This window comes from Pantoea sp. JZ2, from assembly GCF_035191405.1.
Taxonomy (GTDB): Bacteria; Pseudomonadota; Gammaproteobacteria; order Enterobacterales; family Enterobacteriaceae; genus Pantoea; species Pantoea stewartii.
Genome location: NZ_CP045247.1, coordinates 3,598,109 through 3,616,693 on the forward strand (window position 1 = coordinate 3,598,109; position 18,585 = coordinate 3,616,693).

Here is an 18,585-nt window from a genome sequence, read left to right on the forward strand (position 1 = left end):
ATAAGGCGGCGATAGCCGATCTCGATCTGCGCCGCCTGAAAAGACCGACTGACCACGCGAGGGCCACACAATGACCTTATTCGACTACCTGAGCGCTCACCCTTACTGGACGCTTATTTATCTGCTGATCATTGCGGGCGCGATTGAACGTTTCGGGCGCTGAGAAGGTATCACCATGCTGAAAGCTGATTCACTCCGCGAGACCCTGACCCGAGCAAACAAATGGTGCAGAGCCAATCCCGAAGCCTTCACCGTTTTTGTGGAAGAAGGGAATATCGAGACGACCGGCGAAACCCCGTCGTTTATGTATCGCTATACCCTGGTGCTGTTTGTGATGAATTTCGCCGGTGATATTGATGATTTCACGTTGCCGCTAATGGCATGGCTCTGGCACAACCAGCCCGATCTGCTGCTGAACCCGGAAAAGAACCGGGACATTAAGTTTACGACCCTTATCAACAACGACGATACCGCCGATATTTTGTTTGAAATGCCGTTGCGCGAGCGCGTGAAGGTCACTCTGGACGAAAACGGCATTCCCTGCGCGGAGCATTTGCCGGAACCTAAACCGCGCATTCCGTCATCGGACGGCGACTGGAGCACCATCTTTGAGGATGTAACGTGGGAGGCTGACGTCCATGAGTAACGATCTCTTCCGTGAGCTGGATCAGGTATTCAGCGACATACTGTCGGGCACCTCGCAGGCCGGACGTGTTCGTACCGCCCGCTCTATTGGCCAGGCACTGAGAAAGAGCCAGCAACAGCGCATCAAAGCGCAGCAAAGCCCTGAAGGATCGCCATATCCGGCCCGACGCCGCAGGGTGCTGCGTTCTCAGCAGGGTATTGTTTTTGTCTGGCAGGGTGAGATTCGTCGCCTGAAAAACTGGCACGGTGGCCGGGGAAAATACGGGCGCACCATCACCGGCTTTGACGAAGAGCGCAACGATATTCGCACGTTTTACCGCAGCGATATTGAGCGTTACATCGAGATCAATACACGCTCAGTGCGCCGCAGCACTGCGAAGAAAGTGCCGATGTTTCAGCGGTTGCGCAGCTATCGCTTTCTCAAAATGCGCGCTGATGCAGGCGGCACATCCGTGGGTTATGACGGTGTGGCGGCACGCATTGCGCGCGTGCACCAGTACGGCCAGCGTGATCAGGTCGGGCCGGGTGCCTTTGCTAAATATCCGGTGCGTGAGCTGCTGGGCTTTACCGCTGGCGATGAGCAGATGATTACGGAACAGGTGATTAACAGCCTGGGGAGTGCCGCACGATGAGCGCTGAACTGATTCGCCTGCTGGAGAATATCCTCCGCGTCGGCGTCGTTATTGCCGTTGATGAAGAGAGCTGGCGCGTGCGCGTGCAAAGCGGCGAACTTCAGACCGACTGGCTGCGCTGGAACACCACGCGCGCCGGGGCATTCAGTATCTGGGTGCCGCCTTCCGTGGGTGAGCAGGTCTGGCTGGGCTGTATCGGTGGCAACCCTGAAACGGCGGTCATTATCGCCAGTCTCTACAGCAGTGACAACCCTGCGCCGGGCAGCAGCCTGAAAGAGATTGTGCTGACAGCGCCAGACGGTGCCTCTTTCCGCTATGACGCGGAGACCAGCGCGCTGGAAGCCCAGGGCATGAAAACCGCACATATCAAAGCCTCTGCCAGCGTCACGCTTGAAACGCCGGTGGTGGAATGCACCGGCCATCTGAAAGCGCGGACGTTCGAATTGACGGAAGGCGGCACGATGACGGGCAATGTAACCCATTCTGGCGGATCGCTTTCATCTAACGGGGTAACGGTTCATTCGCACGTGCATGGTGGTGTGCAGGGTGGCAGCAGCAACACCGGGGGGCCGAAATGACAGTCCGCTATACCGGCATGAACCCGGACGGCACGGGACAGCTTACAGACACCGATCAGCTGTGGAATTCAGTACGCGACATACTGACCACGCCGCTGGCAAGCCGGGTGATGCGGCGGGATTACGGCAGCATGATCCCCGAGCTGCTGGATGCACCACAGAACGACGTGACGCGCCTGCAATGTATGAGTGCGGCGGTAATCGCCCTGACGATGTGGGAGCCGCGTATTGCCCTGAACGGCATCAGTATCAGTTTTTCAAAGAGTGGCGCTGTCACCGCTGAGCTGGTCGGCATTATCACCGAAACCATGCAGACGGCAGGCACTGCGCTGACGCTGAGGAGTGGCAGCAATGGCAACCGTTGATTTATCACAGCTACCGCAGCCGCAAATTATCGACGTCCCGGACTTTGAGGTCATTCTCAGCGAGGTCAAAGCCGTCATGCTTGCGGCATTCCCGCAGGAACAGCAGGCATCCGTTGCCGCCGCGCTGGCGCTGGAATCCGAACCGCTGAACGTGATCGCCCAGGTAGTTGCCTACCGTGAAATGATGCTCAAGCAGCGGATTAATGACGGTGCGGCGGCGTGTATGTTGAGCCATGCCGTATCGTCCGATCTTGATAATCTTGCGGGCAACCTGAACACCGAACGTCTGATCATCACCCCGGAGACGACAACCACTGACGCGGTAACGGAAGGTGATACCGCACTGCGTTTGCGGGCGCAGGCTGCGTTTGAAGGGCTGAGCGTGGCGGGGCCAACCGGCGCCTATGAATATTTTGCCAAAAGTGCCAGCGGCAAAGTGGCGGACGCCAAAGCGATCAGCCCGTCGCCTGCCGTGGTGGTGGTCTCTGTGCTGTCCACCGAAGGCGACGGCACTGCCAGTGCGGAACTGCTGGCGACGGTGGATAAAGCGCTGTCTGCTGACGATAAGCGCCCCGTTGCCGATCGCCTGACCGTTCAGGCGGCAGAGATCGTGAATTATCAGATCAATGCGCTGCTGTATTTCTACCCCGGCCCGGAGTCTGAACCAATCCATATTGCCGCGCAGGACGCGCTTCAGTCCTGGCTGAATCAACAGGGAAAGATTGGCCGTGACGTTGCCCGCTCAGCCATTATGGCTGCGCTGCATGTTCAGGGCGTGCAGAGGGTGGAACTGCTGGAGCCAGCCAGCGATATTGTGATCGCTGATACGCAGGCTGCGCGGTGTGAATCCTTCACGATCGAGACCGGGGGCACCGATGAATAAGAACATGCTGCCGCCTTCGGCCAGTGGTTTTATGCGCAATACAGAGAAGGTGACGGAACGGCTTACCGATATTCCTGTTGACCTGCGCAGGCTGTGGAACCCGGACGAATGCCCGGCTGATCTTCTGCCTTATCTCGCCTGGGCGCTGTCAGTTGACCGCTGGGATAAGAACTGGTCAGAACAGACCAAACGGCAGGTAATTAAAGCCTCCTGGCTGGTTCACCGCCAGAAAGGCACAATTTCCGCTTTGCGCCGAATTGTTGAACCTTTCGGCTTTCTGCTGCGCGTGATTGAGTGGTGGCAGAGCGGTGAAGAGCCGGGAACCTTCAGGCTTGAAATCGGCATTCAGGAGCAGGGGATTACGGAGGAAACCTATCTTGAGCTTGAGCGCCTTATTGACGATGCGAAACCGAGAAGTCGCCATCTTACTGGCTTGTCTCTTTCGCTTCAGTCGCAGGGTTATATTGAAGCCGTGGCGGGATGTTATACCGGCGATACGCTGACCGTTTCCCCCTATTTTCCTGAAACTCTATCCGTGGGCGGTAGCGGCTACACCGGCGCGGCAATCCATTTAACTGATACCGTGGAGGTAGCATTTGACGACTAAATATTTTGCACTGTTGACCAACATCGGTGCGGCTAAACTGGCAAACGCGACGGCATTGGGTGCGCAGGTTAAGATCACCCAGATGGCCGTAGGCGATGGCAATGGTGCACTGCCGACACCTAACCCGGCACAGACTGAACTTACGCATGAACTGCGCCGCGCGCAACTGAACAAGCTGACCATCGACCCGGTAAACACCAACCAGATCATTGCGGAACAGGTCATACCGGAAGAAGTGGGCGGATGGTGGATCCGTGAGATCGGTCTGTTTGATAAAGACGGCGATATGATTGCGGTTGCCAACTGCGCAGAGACCTATAAACCGCAGTTGCAGGAAGGTAGCGGACGAGTGCAGGTGATTCGCGTAATCCTCATTGTAAGCAGCACTGATGCGGTAACGCTGAAAATCGATCCGTCTGTGGTGCTGTCAACACGCCAGTATGTGGATGGTGTAGCAGTGGAGGTCAGAGGCTACGCTGACACGTTATTAGAAGAACACATCAAATCTGCAAATCCCCATTCCCAGTATGCCACCACGAAATCACTCAAATCCGCTCTTGCTGCACTTGTGGCGTCCACACCAGAAGCGCTTAACACGCTTGAGAGGCTGGCAGCGGCTTTGGGAAACGATCCAGATTTTGCCGAAAAGGTGGAGAGCGCGCTGGGTGGAAAGCAGCCCCTTGACGACACGCTGACCGCGCTTTCTGGTAAGTCAGTGGCGGCATTACTGGATTATCTCGGCCTTGAAGGTATTACCATGGCAGTTAACAACGCTGTTAAGAAATCAGGCGATGTTATGTCGGGCGAACTCAGTACAACAAATATGGACAGTTACCGGATAAAAGCCGGAGACCGGGCGTTTTTCCTGCGTTTTGACGGCAGTGATTTTTACATCCTGAAAACGGCGGCAGGTGACCCGGACGGTAGCTGGGATGGTGCGCGTCCGCTGCGTATTAATGCCGGAGACGGGCGGCTTTATCTGGGGGCAAACACGCGCATTGAGGGCAACGTTTACGCCCAGGACGCGTTCATGCAGACGGACGGCAATATTTACGGCAGCGCATGGGGCGGGACTCTCTGGGACTGGCTGAATACGCAGATTAACTTAAAAGTATCAGACATTCGCTTTACGGCGGAGCACCAGGTGGGTGCTGTCGGCATATATGACTACCGCAACGGGAATACCGTTCTGACCGGCTTCACCAACGGCGACGGGGATTATTCCGCAGAGGGGCTTTTCTGGAGCTATATCCAGTATTACAGAAGTGGTCAATGGATAACGGTGGGACGTTCATAATGGTAAATCTGAAAAACTTCAGACGCGGTGAACCGCAGACAGAGCAGCAGAAAGAACTGGCGCAGTCCGGCGCGTGGCTGCTGTTTGATGAAGACGGTAACGAATGGTATGAGAGCCAGGCGCTGTTTGCGCCGGATACGATGAAAATTGCGTACCGGGAAAGCGGCGTGATTGCCGCGATTGCGACGAACTTTACTGACGTGTCGTCACTGTTCCCTGACGGCATGAGCGTGGCAGAGGTTGAGGCCACGGAGGAGAACCGTCGCGCCGATATTACCGGCGGCTGGGTCTTTGATGGTAAAGGGATAACTGAGCGCGTATACACCCAACAGGAACTTACAGCCTTAGCAGACGCTGAAAAAAAACGGAAACTTGCTGTTGCATCTAATATTATTGCGCCACTTCAGGATGCGCAGGATTTAGACATCGCAACGGATGAGGAAAAAGCGCAACTGACTGACTGGAAAAAATACCGCGTCATGCTCAACCGAGTGGACACTAATAAGCCGGTCTGGCCGGAAGCGCCAGCCTGAAGGTATTAAGGCGACAGAAAAGAGAAAAAAGCCCGCCTGGAAGCGGGCAAGGCCGATATAGCAATTTACCAACGCAACTATTTGCGTCGTGATTATATTGATTCTTAAGCGTAGCATCGTCGCTCAGAAAACTCTTAAAAACCCCTCACCCCTCATCTTTTAATGCTTTTCAGGGTACTGCAAGTACCTCAACCTAAAACAGGCCAGACAGCGTACTACTGGCAGAGTTACAGGCGGACATGGCCTTATCCTTCAGCCCCGAAAGTAAATCGCCAACAGATGACGCTTGCAGGCGCTCGCGCAGGTCTTCATCACAGCGCTGAAAGCTGATTGAAAACTCAATCTTTTTCGCCTTTCCGTAGCGATCAAATGCCGTATGTGTAGCCTGTAGTCCGCTCAGCACATACATGCCGTAAATCTGCCCAGCACCGCTGATTAAAGGCCAGGGACGCCCGGTGTATGCCTGCGTGGCCAGAACGGTAAGAGACACGTCACCGCCCGTAATTTCAGGGTACAGCACCCCGTCAAGGTTGATCTGCGTTTCACCAGCGCCAATGTACTGCCATTTTGCCGATCGGTTGATGCGGTCATTTTTCACATGCCGCCAGTTAAGCGAATGGCGTAACTGCTGGTAGGGCAACGTCTTCAGTTCAAAAACGAACATCCCGTATATCATCATCATAATGTTGCGTCCCTTAATCTCTGTCTTTGAAGCTGCCACGATTGAGCCGTTCACGCCGGGCCAGTTCGGCATTTACTTGATCGGCGACAATCCGGCCAATTTCTCGCGCGTCCTGCCGGTCAACGCCGTGCAGATGAACGTGAATTTCCCCCGTAAAGCCGCCCGGGGCAACCGGTATATTGCTGGTGCTGCGGCTGACTGGCGGAAGTTCCGCCTGCCTGACGGGAAGCGATGCCGCCACTACTGCGGGGCGTGCACTCAACCGGCCTGCCGTGGTGGTGGTGGCAAGCTGCGACTCCTTCCATTCCCCACGAACGGCCAGCGCACGCGGCAGGTTTTTAAAAACGATATCGCCGGGGCCGATCTTCTTCGTGTTATCGGCTGTTGCTTTGGTGTTGCTGTCGATATTCTGCAACCGGCGCATAGTGCCGTTATCGCCGGTCAGCGGTGAAGAGGGTTGCGGTGCGCCAGGCGGAACGTTTTTCACCTCAACTTTTTTCGGTGCAACTTCAGCGATATCGCCCTGAAGAAGCGCGACTTTGCCACGGAGAAGTGTCATCGCCTGCGCCTCTTCTATCTTTTTACGTGCTTTCTCGGCCTCATCCGGCAAGGCGCCCAGCTTTTCAAGCGTCCATGAGAGCGTGTCCAGCAGCATTTTTGCGGGTGCCAGAACCAGATTAAGTGCACCGCCCAGCACCCTGCCGAACACCTGCCCCGCGCTGGTGCATTTATCCAGGGTATCTTTGCTTGCATCAATCGGGGAAAGCAGAGATTTAAACCAGTTAAAGGCTTTGCTGATGGCGTTGCCCATCGCGTCAAAGATGGGGCTGAATTGCGCGAAGGTCTCGCGTAACGGGGCCAGCTTTTCCATGATGCCGGTAAATACGCCCGAAAAAACCACCTTGAGAGGCTCCCAGTAACGCCAGATAAGCACACCGGCAGCAATAAACGCCCCTACTATCAGGCCAATCGGACTCAACAGCAGTGACAGCGCAGTACCCAGCACAGAGACAGCAGTTGTGATAATGGTCCATATGGTCGTAAAACCCGTGAGGCGAAGAGCAAGCATTCCGAGGTTTCTGGTCAGTGCGCCCAGCGCGGCACCAGGTGCAAGAAATACTCCCATAAGTGCGCCACGCACTGCGGGTATGATGGCTGAAACACCCCGCATTTTCCCTGCTAATGAGCCGAGAACCGGCGCCCATCCGCGCAAGCCGGCCATTGCCGGGCCGGAAGCCGTGCCGAGTGTTCGCAGAGCGGCAACCGCTCCGGCTATGCCCCTGTCCCCTGTCAGCAGAGTAAAACCTAACCGGAGTTTAGCCAGCGGCCCCATCAGCAGGCCGACCGCCAGCGATAGGCCACCAATGGCGGCGGTGAGTGCCAAAATGCTACCACCAACAACCAGCAGGGATTGAGCGAGCTTCGGGCTTTCCTTCGCCCACTGCGTCATATTCCCCACAACGTCACTCAGTCCCTGAGTCAGGCCGCGTAGCTGATTATCGACGAGATCGTTAATCTGGATGCGGAAGCCTTCCCATGCGCTGTCCAGATTCCTGAGATCGCCATCAAGGTTATCCGCCATTATTTTTGCGGCTTTCTGTGCTTCACCTTTGGCGTTTTTCAGTTCACCCAGCAGCTTCTGAAGTTCGCCGCTCCCGGCTGACATAACCAGCGCCTGGAATGACTTTGACGCTTCCTCACCTGCGATGTCTTTAAAGAAAGAGAGCTTATCGGTGTCGCCGTATTTGCTGATCTTTTTATAGAGGTCGGTGAGAACCGCTTCAGCAGGGCGCATTTTCCCCGTTGCATCAGCGACCTGCACGCCCAGTTCTTTAAGGGCATCTTTCGCCCTGCCGGTTGGCGCGGCGAGACGTGAAAATGTGGCCTGCAAGCCCGTACCGGCGATACTCCCGCGCAGGCCTACATTCGCCATCACGCCAATCATGGCCGTGGTCTGTTCGACGCTGACGCCCAGGCTGGAAAGGCCCGTCCCGGCGTACTTCATCGCCTCACCGATATTTTGCAAATCGGTATTGGTGCGGGTGAATGCCCCCGTTAATACGTCACTGACGCGATCCATTTCTTTGGGATCGAGGCGAAACTGAGACAGGATGTTTGAGCTGATATCAGCGCTTTCGCCTAAATCCATGCCACCGGCCAGCGCCATATTGAGCACGCCGGGCAGTGCGGCCTGAATGGCATGCGGAGTGAAACCGGCCATAGCCAGAAAAGCCTGCCCGCTGGCGGCGTCAGTCGTGGTGAACTGTGTTTCAGCGCCCAGCTTTTTGGCCTGCTCGCGCAGTGCTGAAAAGTCCGCTGAGCTTTTATCTATGCGGGTCAGCGCCTGCACGCGCGACATTTCACGGTCAAACCCAACGGCGGGGGACAAGAAGCGTCCCGCTGCGTAACCGGCAGCAGTGGCCCCGGCAACGGCCATTGTGCCATGACCGCGAAGTTTGCCCGCCGTTAGCTGCATCTGGTCGTAGCGCGCACGAGCCTGCGTGACAGCGGCAAGCTGTCGCCGTTCCCGCTCAAGCGTCTGGTTATATTGTTCGGTTCGGCGTATGGCGCTCTGAATGGTGCGATCGCTGCCGACCAGTGAAACGCCGTGGCTGCGCAGTGCCTGTGAGGCGGCGCGCAGCTTAACCATTTCCTGGGTGCGTGCAGAGTTAAGCCGCTCCAGCTTTGCGGCCAGCGCTGCCATATGGGCTTTTTGCTTGTCTGTGAGTTGTGTACCTTCCCGCTGCGCCTGATTCAGCCCTTGAAGCGTCCGGCTGGCGTCGTCGATTTTGCGGGAGGTCGTTTGTACGCTGTCGCGCAGGCGGTTGAACGTGCGTGACTGCCTGTCCAGTTCTTTAATGCGGGACTGTGTTCTTTTGAGGGATTCAGACAAACCGCCCGCACTCTGGCGGGCGGCATTGACCGGGCGGGTAAGTTTATCGATCGCGCTGAGCGCGACGCGGATACTAAGGCTTTTCACTGTCACTGGCTCCACTTCGGACAGCCGCCCGCTCACGCCAGGCTATGACTTCACCCAGTTCCATCGTGAAGACTTCAGAGGGCGGCCAGTTGAAAACAACCGCGATATCAGCAACCAGATCGTCGATCAGGTCGAACCGCAGAAGTGTTACTGATTCTCCGTCTCCACCTCGCTCGATGCTCCAGACCCCGCAGGTGTCAAAAAAGGGACGAGCGCTTCTGACAGGCTGACGAAATCGCGGGTATCCATTTCGTTAATCTCAGTCTGTTTGAGGCGCGGTGACGTGACGCGGGTCAGCAGTACCGCCACTGAATCCACATCCATATTCATCACGTTAACCAGCTTCAGCCCACGCAGGGAGCCAGCCTGTTTGATCTCATCCGTGATTGCTACCTGAGTGATTTTCTCATCGCCGCGTACAACGGGCTTAGCCAGCGTAATGGCGTTATCGGTTTTCTTGCTCATCGTTGAATACTCCGGGCGGCACGGGGGTACCGCCACTTATCAGGTTAATCAGTTACCCATTCCCAGCGCAGACGTGATGCGGTCAGGGTAGATATTCTTGCCGTCTTTCCTGTAGATGAAGTTCAGCAGATCAAACTCAAACAGCGGCTTGTCGTCGATGGTGAGCCTGTAATAGGTGTTCTTCATCGTGTAACTGACGGAGGTGTCTTCTCCCTGCTTGCTTTCGCCGCCGTCCATTTCGGTGATACGGCCACGCAGTTCGACCTCAACCAGCAGGCTTTCGCCATCGGTGTAATACTCACCGGCGAAGCGGAAGCGGGTTTCGTCGATATCGCCGCAGTAGTTCAGCAGAAGCGACTGAACCAGACCGCCCACCACCATCGTGGTATCCAGTGCGCCACTGTCCAGACCGAGATCTACCGCAGCGGAGCCAATCATTCCGCCGCCCTGAAAATCTTCAGTCTTACGGGTCAGTTTTGGCAACGTCACGGACGAGACTTTGCCAATGCAGTTGCTGCCGTTCACAAAGCAGGTGAACAGGCGCAGTTTGTGAGGAACGGCCATTTATGCACCTCCCAGCGAAGAGAACGCCGATTCAAAGTATTCATCGGTGAAGGTCTGGTACATCGTCAGATCCTCCATCGGTGGAACGGGCGTATATTTATAGCGAATGCGCACCTGCCCCTGACGGAGACCGGTTGTCGGGTTATCCAGGATATCAAACCAGCATTCAGCGCCGATTAGCCGCCCCTGCGTCACCAGCGAGCTGAGTTTTCCGCTGATACCGCTGACCACATCCTTGACGTTGGCCGGGGTAAGCGGTTCGTCAATGACCTCAAACTGCGCTTCTGCAATGCTGTCAGCCAGAATCTGGGCGGTACGGGTATAAACCTCAAAGATGTAATCTTTGGTATCCGTGACGCGGTTGCCCCAGAACCGGAAACCGTTACGCTTGATAAGCGTCGTAATCTCCTTGTTGTTGAGTTCGTTCGCGTCGCTGTCTTCGGCCTGTAGCGACCAGAAAACATCCTGCGAAATACCCAGCACGTTCTTGACCGACACGTTGGAAAGCGATTTGTGCCAGCCCTGATTGTTGTCAGTCAGCGCACGCAGGCCGCAGGCATACGCCGGGGCCGGAAAGGTTTCGTTCTCTCCGGTCAGCGGGTTGTAGGCGATGAAATCAGGCCAGATAAGCATAAGTTCGCGGTAGGCGAAGGTTGCGCGGTAGGTGATGGCTTCTGCCATCGTCTTACAGCCGTAACAACTGGCATAGACAAACGCGCGCAGGTTTTGTGCAATGACGCACAACGCGGAGGTCACTTCTTCCGTGTCGTACCCAGGCACAGCCAGAATGCGCGGACGATAGCCGACCCTCTGTTCTGCCGTCAGAAATGCGTACATACCGGTATAGCCGCCGTCTTCTGCCGTGCCGCCCATGATAAGCTGTGCCTGCGTTTTACCTCCTTCCTCTTCAGTGGCCTCTGCCACGCGCACAACGATCACCTTCGGGCTGGTCTGGTCAGCGATGGCTTTGAGCGTTTTGTACAGGGAGCCGGTTTTACCCGCCTTACCCAGCACGTTGTTAACCCGTGTCAGTAACACGGGGGTATTCAGGGGAAAGGTTTCCGAATCGGCATCATCCGCAACAGTGACAACCCCAATGACACTGGATTCAATGTCATTGATAGCCGCCACAAGGTCGGTATTCTCCCGGATGCGGGCACCATGAAAGCGAGATTCCGCCATAGTTTCCACCATTACGTTATTGAGTTCGCAGTGATAATCCCCCATGTCTGACCGCCACTCACGCTATTGCAGGTCTGGCCGGACGGCGACAACAAAAACCGGTTTGGCGTCTCCCGCGCGCGTGGGATCCTTCGCCGGAAGAAGGGGGAAAGCATGGCACTTACAGACCTGACCAAATCACTTAATGACGCCGTCAACAGTTATAACGATTCACTGACCGAGGTGGTAAAAAGTCCGGGATTCAGCATTACGATGGGCGGCAAGGTACTGACGCAGCTTGATGATCGGATCATGTCGTTGTCACTGACGGACAACCGGGGCTTTGATGCCGACCAGTTATCAATTTCCATTGATGACAGTGACGGTATGGTTGCACTGCCGCCGCGCGGGGCTGAGCTTGCCGTATCATTTGGGTGGCTGGGTGAACCGCTTATTTACAAGGGGCTGTATACGGTTGACGAGGTTTCCCACGAAGGCCCGGCAGATACCATTGGCGTTACTGCCCGCAGCGCTGATTTTCGTGAAGAGTTTAACGTAAAGCGCGAAGTCTCATGGCATGACGTGACCGTTGAGCGCGTTGTGTCGGCAATTGCGCACCGCTACGGACTGAAGGCGCAGATAAGTCGAATGCTCATGGACATTGAGATTGATCATGCCGACCAGACGCAGGAAAGCGATATGTCGTTCCTTACCCGCATGGCGGACATGCTGGGCGCAATTGCCACCGTTAAGAACGGCAGTCTGCTGTTTATCCTGCCGGGTGGTGGTGTTACCGCTAACGGGAAGGCGCTTCCTTCTGCCAGCATTGACCGCACGAGCGGCGACCGTCACCGCTTTCGTATTGCCGATCGGGATGCGTATACCGGCGTCAGGGCTTACTGGCTGGATCTTAATTTTGGCAAAAAGAAAAAGGTCAGCGTTAAGCGTCGCAAGCCTGCAAAGCCCAAAAAAGAGAAGAGCAGCAGCCGTGAGGGCGATTACATGGAGGGCGCAGACGGTAACGTCTATGTGCTGCGCAAGACCTACCAGAATGAAGATACGGCGAAACGTGCAGCGGCGGCAAAGTGGCAACAGCTTCAGCGTGGTGCGGCAGAGTTCACGATCACCCTGGCGCGTGGCCGTGCCGAGCTATACCCTGAAATGCACGTCACGGTTAGCGGTTTTAAGGATGAAATAGATAATCAGGACTGGATCATTGCGCGTGCTGAGCACGTTATAGACGACAGCGGTTTTACCACCAGGCTGGAGCTGGAAGCAAAAATACCTGACTGGATCGCGGAAACTGAATAAAATGAAATGGAGTTCAACTCCCACAGGGGAGCCATCATTATGTTCAGATGTCCATTTTGCGGCGCTATGGCCCGCACCCGTACCAGCCGTAAAATAACTGATATGACAATCCGGCAATATCACCAGTGTCAGAATCTGGAATGTAGCCGATCATTCACCACGCTTAACAGCGTGGAAAGGGAGGTTACAAAGCGTGCAGGCGTTGCACCGTTACCGCCTGATTTCATCCCCCGCGATGCCTTCCCGGCGTCCCATTACGGAAGAAATCAATTGAATCTGGAGATATAAAAACAGGTCCATAAAATTGTGCAAAGGCTTCACTGCAATAGTCTAAGAAGCATTATTCGTTTCCCCTAAAATGTGATTCGCTATAAAATACTCACGTTTAGTTAATAGAATAAATACAGGAGATATAATGAGTGACATGGCATTTTGCCGCGGCTGCGGAAAGGAAATACACAAAGAAGCTGCAGCCTGTCCTAATTGTGGAGCGCCACAAAGAACTACTGGCTCTAAAAGTAAAATTGCTGCTGCACTGCTTGCTTTCTTTTTGGGTGGTTTTGGCGCACATAAATTTTACTTGGGTAAGGTTGGGCAAGGTTTCCTTTATCTGATTTTTTGCTGGACTTTCATTCCATCTGTTGTGGCTTTCATTGAATTTATAATTTACCTCTGCACATCAGACGAAGATTTTGCACGAAAGTATGGATGATTTTAATCACAAGATTAAACAAAGCCCCGCTCAGTCGCGGGGCTTTTTTCTTTAGATTTTTCACACTTTATTCGAAGTGTGGACGCTATGTGGACGCTGATTTTAAAAATCCATTTTTATCAGCTAGTTAAACACTTGACCTTCCCCTTGATGGAAGGTTTATCCTTAGTCACAGTCACTTCTGACTACTCACTCCGCCACACCAACCAAGGAGTCAACGATGTCAAATACGGTTATCCTGGCACTGGAAGGATTATCCTGCGGCCATTGCGTTAAACGCGTAAAAGAGGCGCTTGAGCAGCGCGACGATGTTGAACAGGCCGAGGTCACCCAACAGGAAGCCAGCATTTCTGGCAGCGCCGAGGTCACTTCGCTCATCGCCACTGTCGAACAGGCGGGCTATCATGCAACGCTGAAACCTGAAGGCGCGCGCCCAAAGCCTGAGCCGTTGACAGCATCAGAGCCGCCGCCGGAGGCGCTGACAACGGAGTCCTCTTCTCTGCCGGCAACCGAAGCATTGCCTGCTCACGTCCTGCTTATTGACGGCATGAGCTGTGCCAGTTGCGTCAGCCGGGTTGAAAAAGCCCTTGAACAGGTTGCCGGTGTACAGCAGGCACGCGTTAATCTTGCCGAGCGAAGCGCGCTGGTCATGGGCCATGTTGAGCCACAGCAGCTGGTCGCTGCCGTGGATGCGGCCGGTTACGGTGCGGAAGTGGTTGACGACGAGCAGCAACGGCGTGAAAAGCAGCAAATCAGCGCCCGTCGCGCCCTGCGTCGCTTTAGCTGGCAGGCGGGCGTCGCGCTGCTGCTGGGCGTGCCGCTGATGGTATGGGGCATGATGGGCGACAATATGATGCTCACTGCCGCGAACAGAACCACCTGGCTGGTCCTCGGGATGCTCACCCTGCTGGTAATGATCGGGGCGGGTGGCCATTTCTACCGCAGCGCCTGGCGCAGTCTCCTTAACCGCAGCGCCACCATGGATACGCTGGTGGCGCTGGGAACAGCGGCCGCCTGGAGTTACTCCTTCAGCGTGGTCGTCTGGCCTGACTTTTTCCCGCCGCAGGCGCGTCATCTCTATTTTGAAGCCAGCGTGATGATTCTGGGCCTGATCAATCTGGGCCATGCGCTTGAACAACGCGCGCGCCAGCGTGCCTCACGCGCCCTGGAGCGGCTGCTGGATCTTACGCCCGCACAGGCCAATGTCATCACGGAACAAGGTGAGACGCTTATGCCCGTCAGCGCGGTAGAGCCCGGTATGATCCTGCGACTGGTCGCAGGCGATCGTATCCCCGTAGACGGCGAGGTACAGTCAGGCGAAGCCTGGTGTGACGAAGCAATGCTGACTGGCGAAGCGGTTCCCCAATCCAAAACACAGGGCGATCGCCTGTTTGCCGGTACGCTGGTGCAGGACGGGACCGTTCGCTTTATTGCGCAGGCGACTGGCGGCAATACCGCGCTGGCACGAATTATTCAGCTGGTACGTAAAGCGCAGAGCAGCAAACCTGAGGTTGGCCGTCTGGCGGATCGTATCTCTGCGGTCTTCGTACCGGTGGTCGTGATTATTGCCTTGCTGAGTGCGCTGATTTGGTACCTGGTGGGTCCACAGCCCCAACTGGCCTATGCGCTGGTTGTGGCCACCACCGTCATGATCATTGCCTGTCCCTGTGCGCTGGGTCTGGCAACACCGATGTCGATTATCGCGGGCACCGGACGCGCTGCTGAATACGGTGTGCTGGTGCGGGATGCCGATGCATTGCAACGCGCAAGTCATATCGACACGCTGGTGTTTGATAAAACGGGCACGCTTACCCAAGGTGCCCCGCAGGTCACCGAGGTTATCACCTGGCAGGGCAGCACCCGCGATGCCGTGCTCTCTGCCGCTGCGGCACTGGAACAGGCGTCAGGGCATCCACTGGCGAAAGCTATCGTGGCAGAGGCCGGCGCTGGCGAGAAGCCTGATATTTCGCAATTTCGTACAATACGCGGCAAAGGGGTGAGTGGCATTCTTAACGGCAGACAACTTGTCCTGGGTAATGTCAGCCTGTTAAGCGAGCACGGTGTGGATTGCCAGGCGGCACAGGAAGAAACGGAGAGACTAACCCGCCAGGGCGCAACGCCGGTTTTACTGGCTGAAGACGGGAAGCTTACTGGCCTGATTAGCCTGCGTGATACTCTGCGGCCGGAGGCGGGTGAAGCGCTGCAACGGCTGCATCAGGCAGGTTACCGGTTGATTATGCTGACCGGGGACCATGAGAATACCGCCCGCGCTATTGCTGATGACGTGGGCATGGATGAAGTGATTGCGGGTGTTTTGCCGGAAGGTAAAGCCGATGCGATCAGCCAGTTGCAGCAGCAAGGCCGTCAGGTCGCCATGATCGGCGATGGGATTAATGATGCACCCGCGCTGGCCCAGGCGGATGTCGGCATAGCCATGGGCGGCGGCAGTGATGTGGCGGTGGAAAGCGCATCGATAACGTTGCTACGTGACGACCTGCATGGCGTGGCAGATGCCTTAGCGATTGCATCCGCCACACTCAGGAATATCCGTCAGAACCTGTTTGGTGCCTTTATCTACAACATTATCGGTATTCCGCTGGCTGCGGGCGTGCTCTATCCCTTCACGGGGTTGTTACTCAGCCCGATTGTTGCCGGCGCGGCGATGGCACTCTCATCGATTACCGTCGTCAGCAATGCTAACCGGCTACTGCGCTTCACACCGCGCAAGAAGCCTTAACGGCCGCCTCTGTTTTTCGCCGCCGGATCCCGCTAGCATGGTGTCTTTAACACAGTAAGGACAGGGAATGACTGCGAGCCTTTGGCAACGTTTGCGTAACTGGATGGCGCCCCTTTTTCCCACCAGCTACCGGTGGCCGGCCGTCGATATCCGGTCGGGAGCATGCCAGTTTCATCTGGTGGGAAGCATTCATATGGGCACGCGCGATATGCAGCCTCTGCCAGTGCGGCTGCTACAACAGTTGCAAAATGCCGATGCCCTGGTAGTGGAAGCGGATATTACTCAGGGCGGTTCGCCATTTGATGACACCGAAGTATGCCCGCCGCTGCCGGTGCGTATGGATGAAGGCACGCTGGCGAAGCTGGACGCGTTATGCAATGAGACCGGTTTGTCCCTGACGCAGTTTGATACGTCACCAGCCTGGCAAATTGCGTTGATGCTGCAGGCCCGTCAGGCCCAGCGGCTGGGATTGCGCCCGGATTACGGCATTGATTATCAGTTGCTTCAGGCGGCACGTTCACTGCAAAAACCCGTGATTGAGCTGGAGGGCGCAGACGCGCAAATCACCCTGTTAAAGTCGCTGCCCGATAACGGTATGGCGCTGCTGCAGGATACGCTGACGCACTGGCACACCAACGCGCGCATGTTGCAGACGATGGTGAGCTGGTGGCTGGAAAGCCCGCCCCGCGAACCGCAAATCGCCTTACCGGCGACGTTCAGTCAGACGCTCAATGACACGCTGATTAGCCAGCGCAACCGTGAGTGGCGCGGGCGATTACAAACGTTGCCCGCGGGACGTTATGTGGTGGCCGTCGGCGCACTGCATTTATATGGTGAGAACAATCTGCCAGCCCTGCTACGGGCGGAGTAATCAGGGATAAAAAAAAGAGAGCCGACAGTCATATCGGCTCTTCAAAGAGGAATGTGTTAATGATTTTAGTTATCGCTCAACAACCCAGTTGCTGGCGCGTGGCAATTCTCGCCTAAAGCACATTATTTCGCCACATTTATCTTTCAATAAAACGTAATAAGATTTTTCTGAATCAGAGGCCATTATGACGCCTGCGGTAAAACTGTTGGAAAAACAAAAAGTCAGCTTCACACTGCACCCTTATGAGCATGACGCAAGCGAAACGCATTTTGGCGATGAAGCGGTGCGTAAGCTTAACCTGGACGCCCGCCAGGTCTATAAAACGTTGCTTGTAGCGCTGAACGGCGATGCAAAGCAGCTGGCCGTGGCGGTGACGCCCGTGGCAACGCAGCTTGATCTCAAAAAGGTGGCTAAGGCTCTCGGGGTAAAAAAAGCGGAGATGGCCGATCCCCTGCTGGCGCAGCGGATTACGGGTTATCTGATCGGCGGCATCAGTCCGCTGGGGCAAAAAAAGCGTCTGCCGACGGTGATTGACCACTCAGCCAACGACTTTGCCACGCTGTTCATTTCTGGCGGTAAACGCGGACTGGATATTGAACTCAGCCCGCAGGATTTGTCCCGTCTTCTGAATGCCCCGCTGGCAGACATTGCCCGACGCGATTAAGCCGGTTGCAGAGCGCAGAGTTCATCAATCATCCAGCGTCCGGCCGGGCCGGGCGGATGGCGGCGCGACCAGACCACTTCTACGGCGATGCGCTGCGGCCACCCGGCAACAGGCAATTCCTTTAAGACACCATGTCCAAACTGTTTCACCAGCCAGCGCGGCAAAATGCTCCAGCCAAAGCCCTGTTCCGCCATCTCAAGCAGCACATAATATGTCTGAGCAGACCAGGCCCTGCCCTGAAAAGTGGGGGCGCGGCGTTCGGTCCAGGTATTGAGACGAAGGTGACGAAGGGGTTCAAGCTGGCTTTCATTCACCGTCGCTTCCTGCGCCAGAGGATGATCCCGGTGCAGGTAAATCCCTAACTCAGCATCGACCTGCAGGCGGGCGACCGCGATGTCAGCCGGGAGCGTCGGCTGGGCACGAATCACGCCGATCTGCGCGCGCCCGGTTTGCAACAGTTCGACGACATCGTCATCTTCTGCGGCAATGCCTTCCAGCTCCACCTCCGGATAGCGCCTGTCAAATTGCCTGAGCAGGCGCTGATGGTAGTGCGTTTGCCAGAAGTCAGATACCGCCACGCTGAGCCGTGGTTCGATTCCCTCGGACAGGCGCGTTGCCAGCGCATCCAGTCGCTCACTGGCGGCAAGAATCTGCTGAACCTGCGGTAAGACGCGTCGCCCTTGTTCGGTCAGTTGCGGCTGACGACCGCGCCGGTCAAATAAGGCAAAACCCAGATCGTCTTCCAGGTTAACCACAGCCACGCTGATGGTGGACTGGCTTTTGTTTAAGGCGCGCGCGGCGGCAGAAAACGAGCCACTGGCTACCGTTTGCACAAAGGCTTCCAGGGATTCAGGAGAGTAACGCATGTTAACCATCGCTTTTATCGATAGATGATCAT

General features: G+C 55.9%; 21 protein-coding genes. 14 read left to right on the forward strand and 7 right to left on the reverse strand.

Going from position 1 to position 18,585, the window contains the following annotated elements; translation table 11 throughout:
* The first annotated feature begins 175 nt into the window (after window positions 1-175).
* The 8 genes from GC087_RS17475 to GC087_RS17510 are packed head-to-tail and all read left to right on the forward strand — an operon-like array spanning window position 176 to window position 5,540.
* Window positions 176-646: a phage tail protein gene (locus tag GC087_RS17475; protein WP_324028895.1), complete on the forward strand. Its 471-nt coding sequence runs from the start codon at window positions 176-178 to the stop codon at window positions 644-646.
* Window positions 639-1,277 (forward strand): phage virion morphogenesis protein, encoded by a 639-nt coding sequence (locus GC087_RS17480; RefSeq protein WP_324028897.1) that lies wholly within the window; start codon window positions 639-641, stop codon window positions 1,275-1,277. Before GC087_RS17475 ends, GC087_RS17480 begins: the two co-directional genes overlap by 8 nt.
* Window positions 1,274-1,855: a phage baseplate assembly protein V gene (locus GC087_RS17485; RefSeq protein WP_324028898.1), complete on the forward strand. Its 582-nt coding sequence runs from the start codon at window positions 1,274-1,276 to the stop codon at window positions 1,853-1,855. The genes GC087_RS17480 and GC087_RS17485 overlap by 4 nt, the downstream gene beginning before the upstream one ends.
* The gene (locus GC087_RS17490) at window positions 1,852-2,220 is read left to right on the forward strand and encodes a GPW/gp25 family protein (protein ID WP_324028900.1); all 369 of its coding nucleotides are present in this window, start codon (window positions 1,852-1,854) and stop codon (window positions 2,218-2,220) included. The genes GC087_RS17485 and GC087_RS17490 overlap by 4 nt, the downstream gene beginning before the upstream one ends.
* Window positions 2,207-3,103 carry a baseplate assembly protein gene (locus GC087_RS17495; RefSeq protein WP_324028902.1) on the forward strand — a complete coding sequence of 299 codons (897 nt, stop codon included), beginning with the start codon at window positions 2,207-2,209 and terminating at the stop codon, window positions 3,101-3,103. The genes GC087_RS17490 and GC087_RS17495 overlap by 14 nt, the downstream gene beginning before the upstream one ends.
* Complete coding sequence (locus GC087_RS17500) at window positions 3,096-3,710, forward strand: phage tail protein I (RefSeq protein WP_324028904.1); 615 nt, start codon at window positions 3,096-3,098, stop codon at window positions 3,708-3,710. The genes GC087_RS17495 and GC087_RS17500 overlap by 8 nt, the downstream gene beginning before the upstream one ends.
* Complete coding sequence (locus GC087_RS17505) at window positions 3,700-5,007, forward strand: phage tail protein (protein ID WP_324028906.1); 1,308 nt, start codon at window positions 3,700-3,702, stop codon at window positions 5,005-5,007. Before GC087_RS17500 ends, GC087_RS17505 begins: the two co-directional genes overlap by 11 nt.
* Window positions 5,007-5,540 carry a tail fiber assembly protein gene (locus GC087_RS17510; protein WP_324028908.1) on the forward strand — a complete coding sequence of 178 codons (534 nt, stop codon included), beginning with the start codon at window positions 5,007-5,009 and terminating at the stop codon, window positions 5,538-5,540. Before GC087_RS17505 ends, GC087_RS17510 begins: the two co-directional genes overlap by 1 nt.
* A 193-nt stretch (window positions 5,541-5,733) precedes the next feature.
* Here the strand turns inward: GC087_RS17510 and GC087_RS17515 are convergent, their stop codons facing one another.
* From GC087_RS17515 to GC087_RS17540, 6 genes are read right to left on the reverse strand one after another with little or no spacing between them, the layout of a single operon-like run.
* Window positions 5,734-6,222: a phage tail protein gene (locus GC087_RS17515; protein WP_324028909.1), complete on the reverse strand. Its 489-nt coding sequence runs from the start codon at window positions 6,220-6,222 to the stop codon at window positions 5,734-5,736.
* A gap of 13 nt (window positions 6,223-6,235) precedes the next feature.
* Window positions 6,236-9,202, reverse strand: a complete 2,967-nt coding sequence (locus GC087_RS17520; RefSeq protein WP_324028910.1) for a phage tail tape measure protein — start codon at window positions 9,200-9,202, stop codon at window positions 6,236-6,238.
* Window positions 9,189-9,344 carry a GpE family phage tail protein gene (locus GC087_RS17525; RefSeq protein WP_032424037.1) on the reverse strand — a complete coding sequence of 52 codons (156 nt, stop codon included), beginning with the start codon at window positions 9,342-9,344 and terminating at the stop codon, window positions 9,189-9,191. Before GC087_RS17525 ends, GC087_RS17520 begins: the two co-directional genes overlap by 14 nt.
* A gap of 5 nt (window positions 9,345-9,349) precedes the next feature.
* Window positions 9,350-9,667 (reverse strand): phage tail assembly protein, encoded by a 318-nt coding sequence (locus tag GC087_RS17530; protein WP_324028912.1) that lies wholly within the window; start codon window positions 9,665-9,667, stop codon window positions 9,350-9,352.
* A gap of 48 nt (window positions 9,668-9,715) precedes the next feature.
* Window positions 9,716-10,231 carry a phage major tail tube protein gene (locus GC087_RS17535; RefSeq protein ID WP_324028913.1) on the reverse strand — a complete coding sequence of 172 codons (516 nt, stop codon included), beginning with the start codon at window positions 10,229-10,231 and terminating at the stop codon, window positions 9,716-9,718.
* A complete protein-coding gene (locus tag GC087_RS17540) occupies window positions 10,232-11,413 on the reverse strand; it encodes a phage tail sheath subtilisin-like domain-containing protein (RefSeq protein WP_324028915.1) in 1,182 nt (393 codons plus the stop codon). It abuts the gene before it with no gap.
* Between the two features lie 153 nt (window positions 11,414-11,566).
* Here GC087_RS17540 and GC087_RS17545 point away from each other — a divergent pair, with 153 nt between their 5' ends.
* From GC087_RS17545 to ybaK, 6 genes are all read left to right on the forward strand, one after another.
* Window positions 11,567-12,703 carry a phage late control D family tail protein gene (locus GC087_RS17545; RefSeq protein WP_324028917.1) on the forward strand — a complete coding sequence of 379 codons (1,137 nt, stop codon included), beginning with the start codon at window positions 11,567-11,569 and terminating at the stop codon, window positions 12,701-12,703.
* A gap of 39 nt (window positions 12,704-12,742) precedes the next feature.
* Complete coding sequence (locus tag GC087_RS17550) at window positions 12,743-12,991, forward strand: ogr/Delta-like zinc finger family protein (protein WP_324030660.1); 249 nt, start codon at window positions 12,743-12,745, stop codon at window positions 12,989-12,991.
* Between the two features lie 127 nt (window positions 12,992-13,118).
* Window positions 13,119-13,415: a TM2 domain-containing protein gene (locus GC087_RS17555; RefSeq protein WP_324028919.1), complete on the forward strand. Its 297-nt coding sequence runs from the start codon at window positions 13,119-13,121 to the stop codon at window positions 13,413-13,415.
* Between the two features lie 220 nt (window positions 13,416-13,635).
* Complete coding sequence (gene copA, locus GC087_RS17560) at window positions 13,636-16,152, forward strand: copper-exporting P-type ATPase CopA (RefSeq protein ID WP_324028921.1); 2,517 nt, start codon at window positions 13,636-13,638, stop codon at window positions 16,150-16,152.
* 67 nt (window positions 16,153-16,219) lie between these two features.
* Window positions 16,220-17,023, forward strand: coding sequence for a TraB/GumN family protein (locus GC087_RS17565; RefSeq protein WP_324028923.1), 804 nt, complete (start codon window positions 16,220-16,222; stop codon window positions 17,021-17,023).
* Between the two features lie 184 nt (window positions 17,024-17,207).
* Window positions 17,208-17,687 carry a Cys-tRNA(Pro)/Cys-tRNA(Cys) deacylase YbaK gene (ybaK, locus tag GC087_RS17570; RefSeq protein WP_205952768.1) on the forward strand — a complete coding sequence of 160 codons (480 nt, stop codon included), beginning with the start codon at window positions 17,208-17,210 and terminating at the stop codon, window positions 17,685-17,687.
* On the opposite strand, the gene GC087_RS17575 is transcribed toward ybaK, so the two are convergent.
* Window positions 17,684-18,553 carry a LysR family transcriptional regulator gene (locus tag GC087_RS17575; protein ID WP_033738707.1) on the reverse strand — a complete coding sequence of 290 codons (870 nt, stop codon included), beginning with the start codon at window positions 18,551-18,553 and terminating at the stop codon, window positions 17,684-17,686. The two genes, ybaK and GC087_RS17575, sit on opposite strands and share 4 nt — an antisense overlap.
* Between the last annotated feature and the right edge of the window lie 32 nt (window positions 18,554-18,585).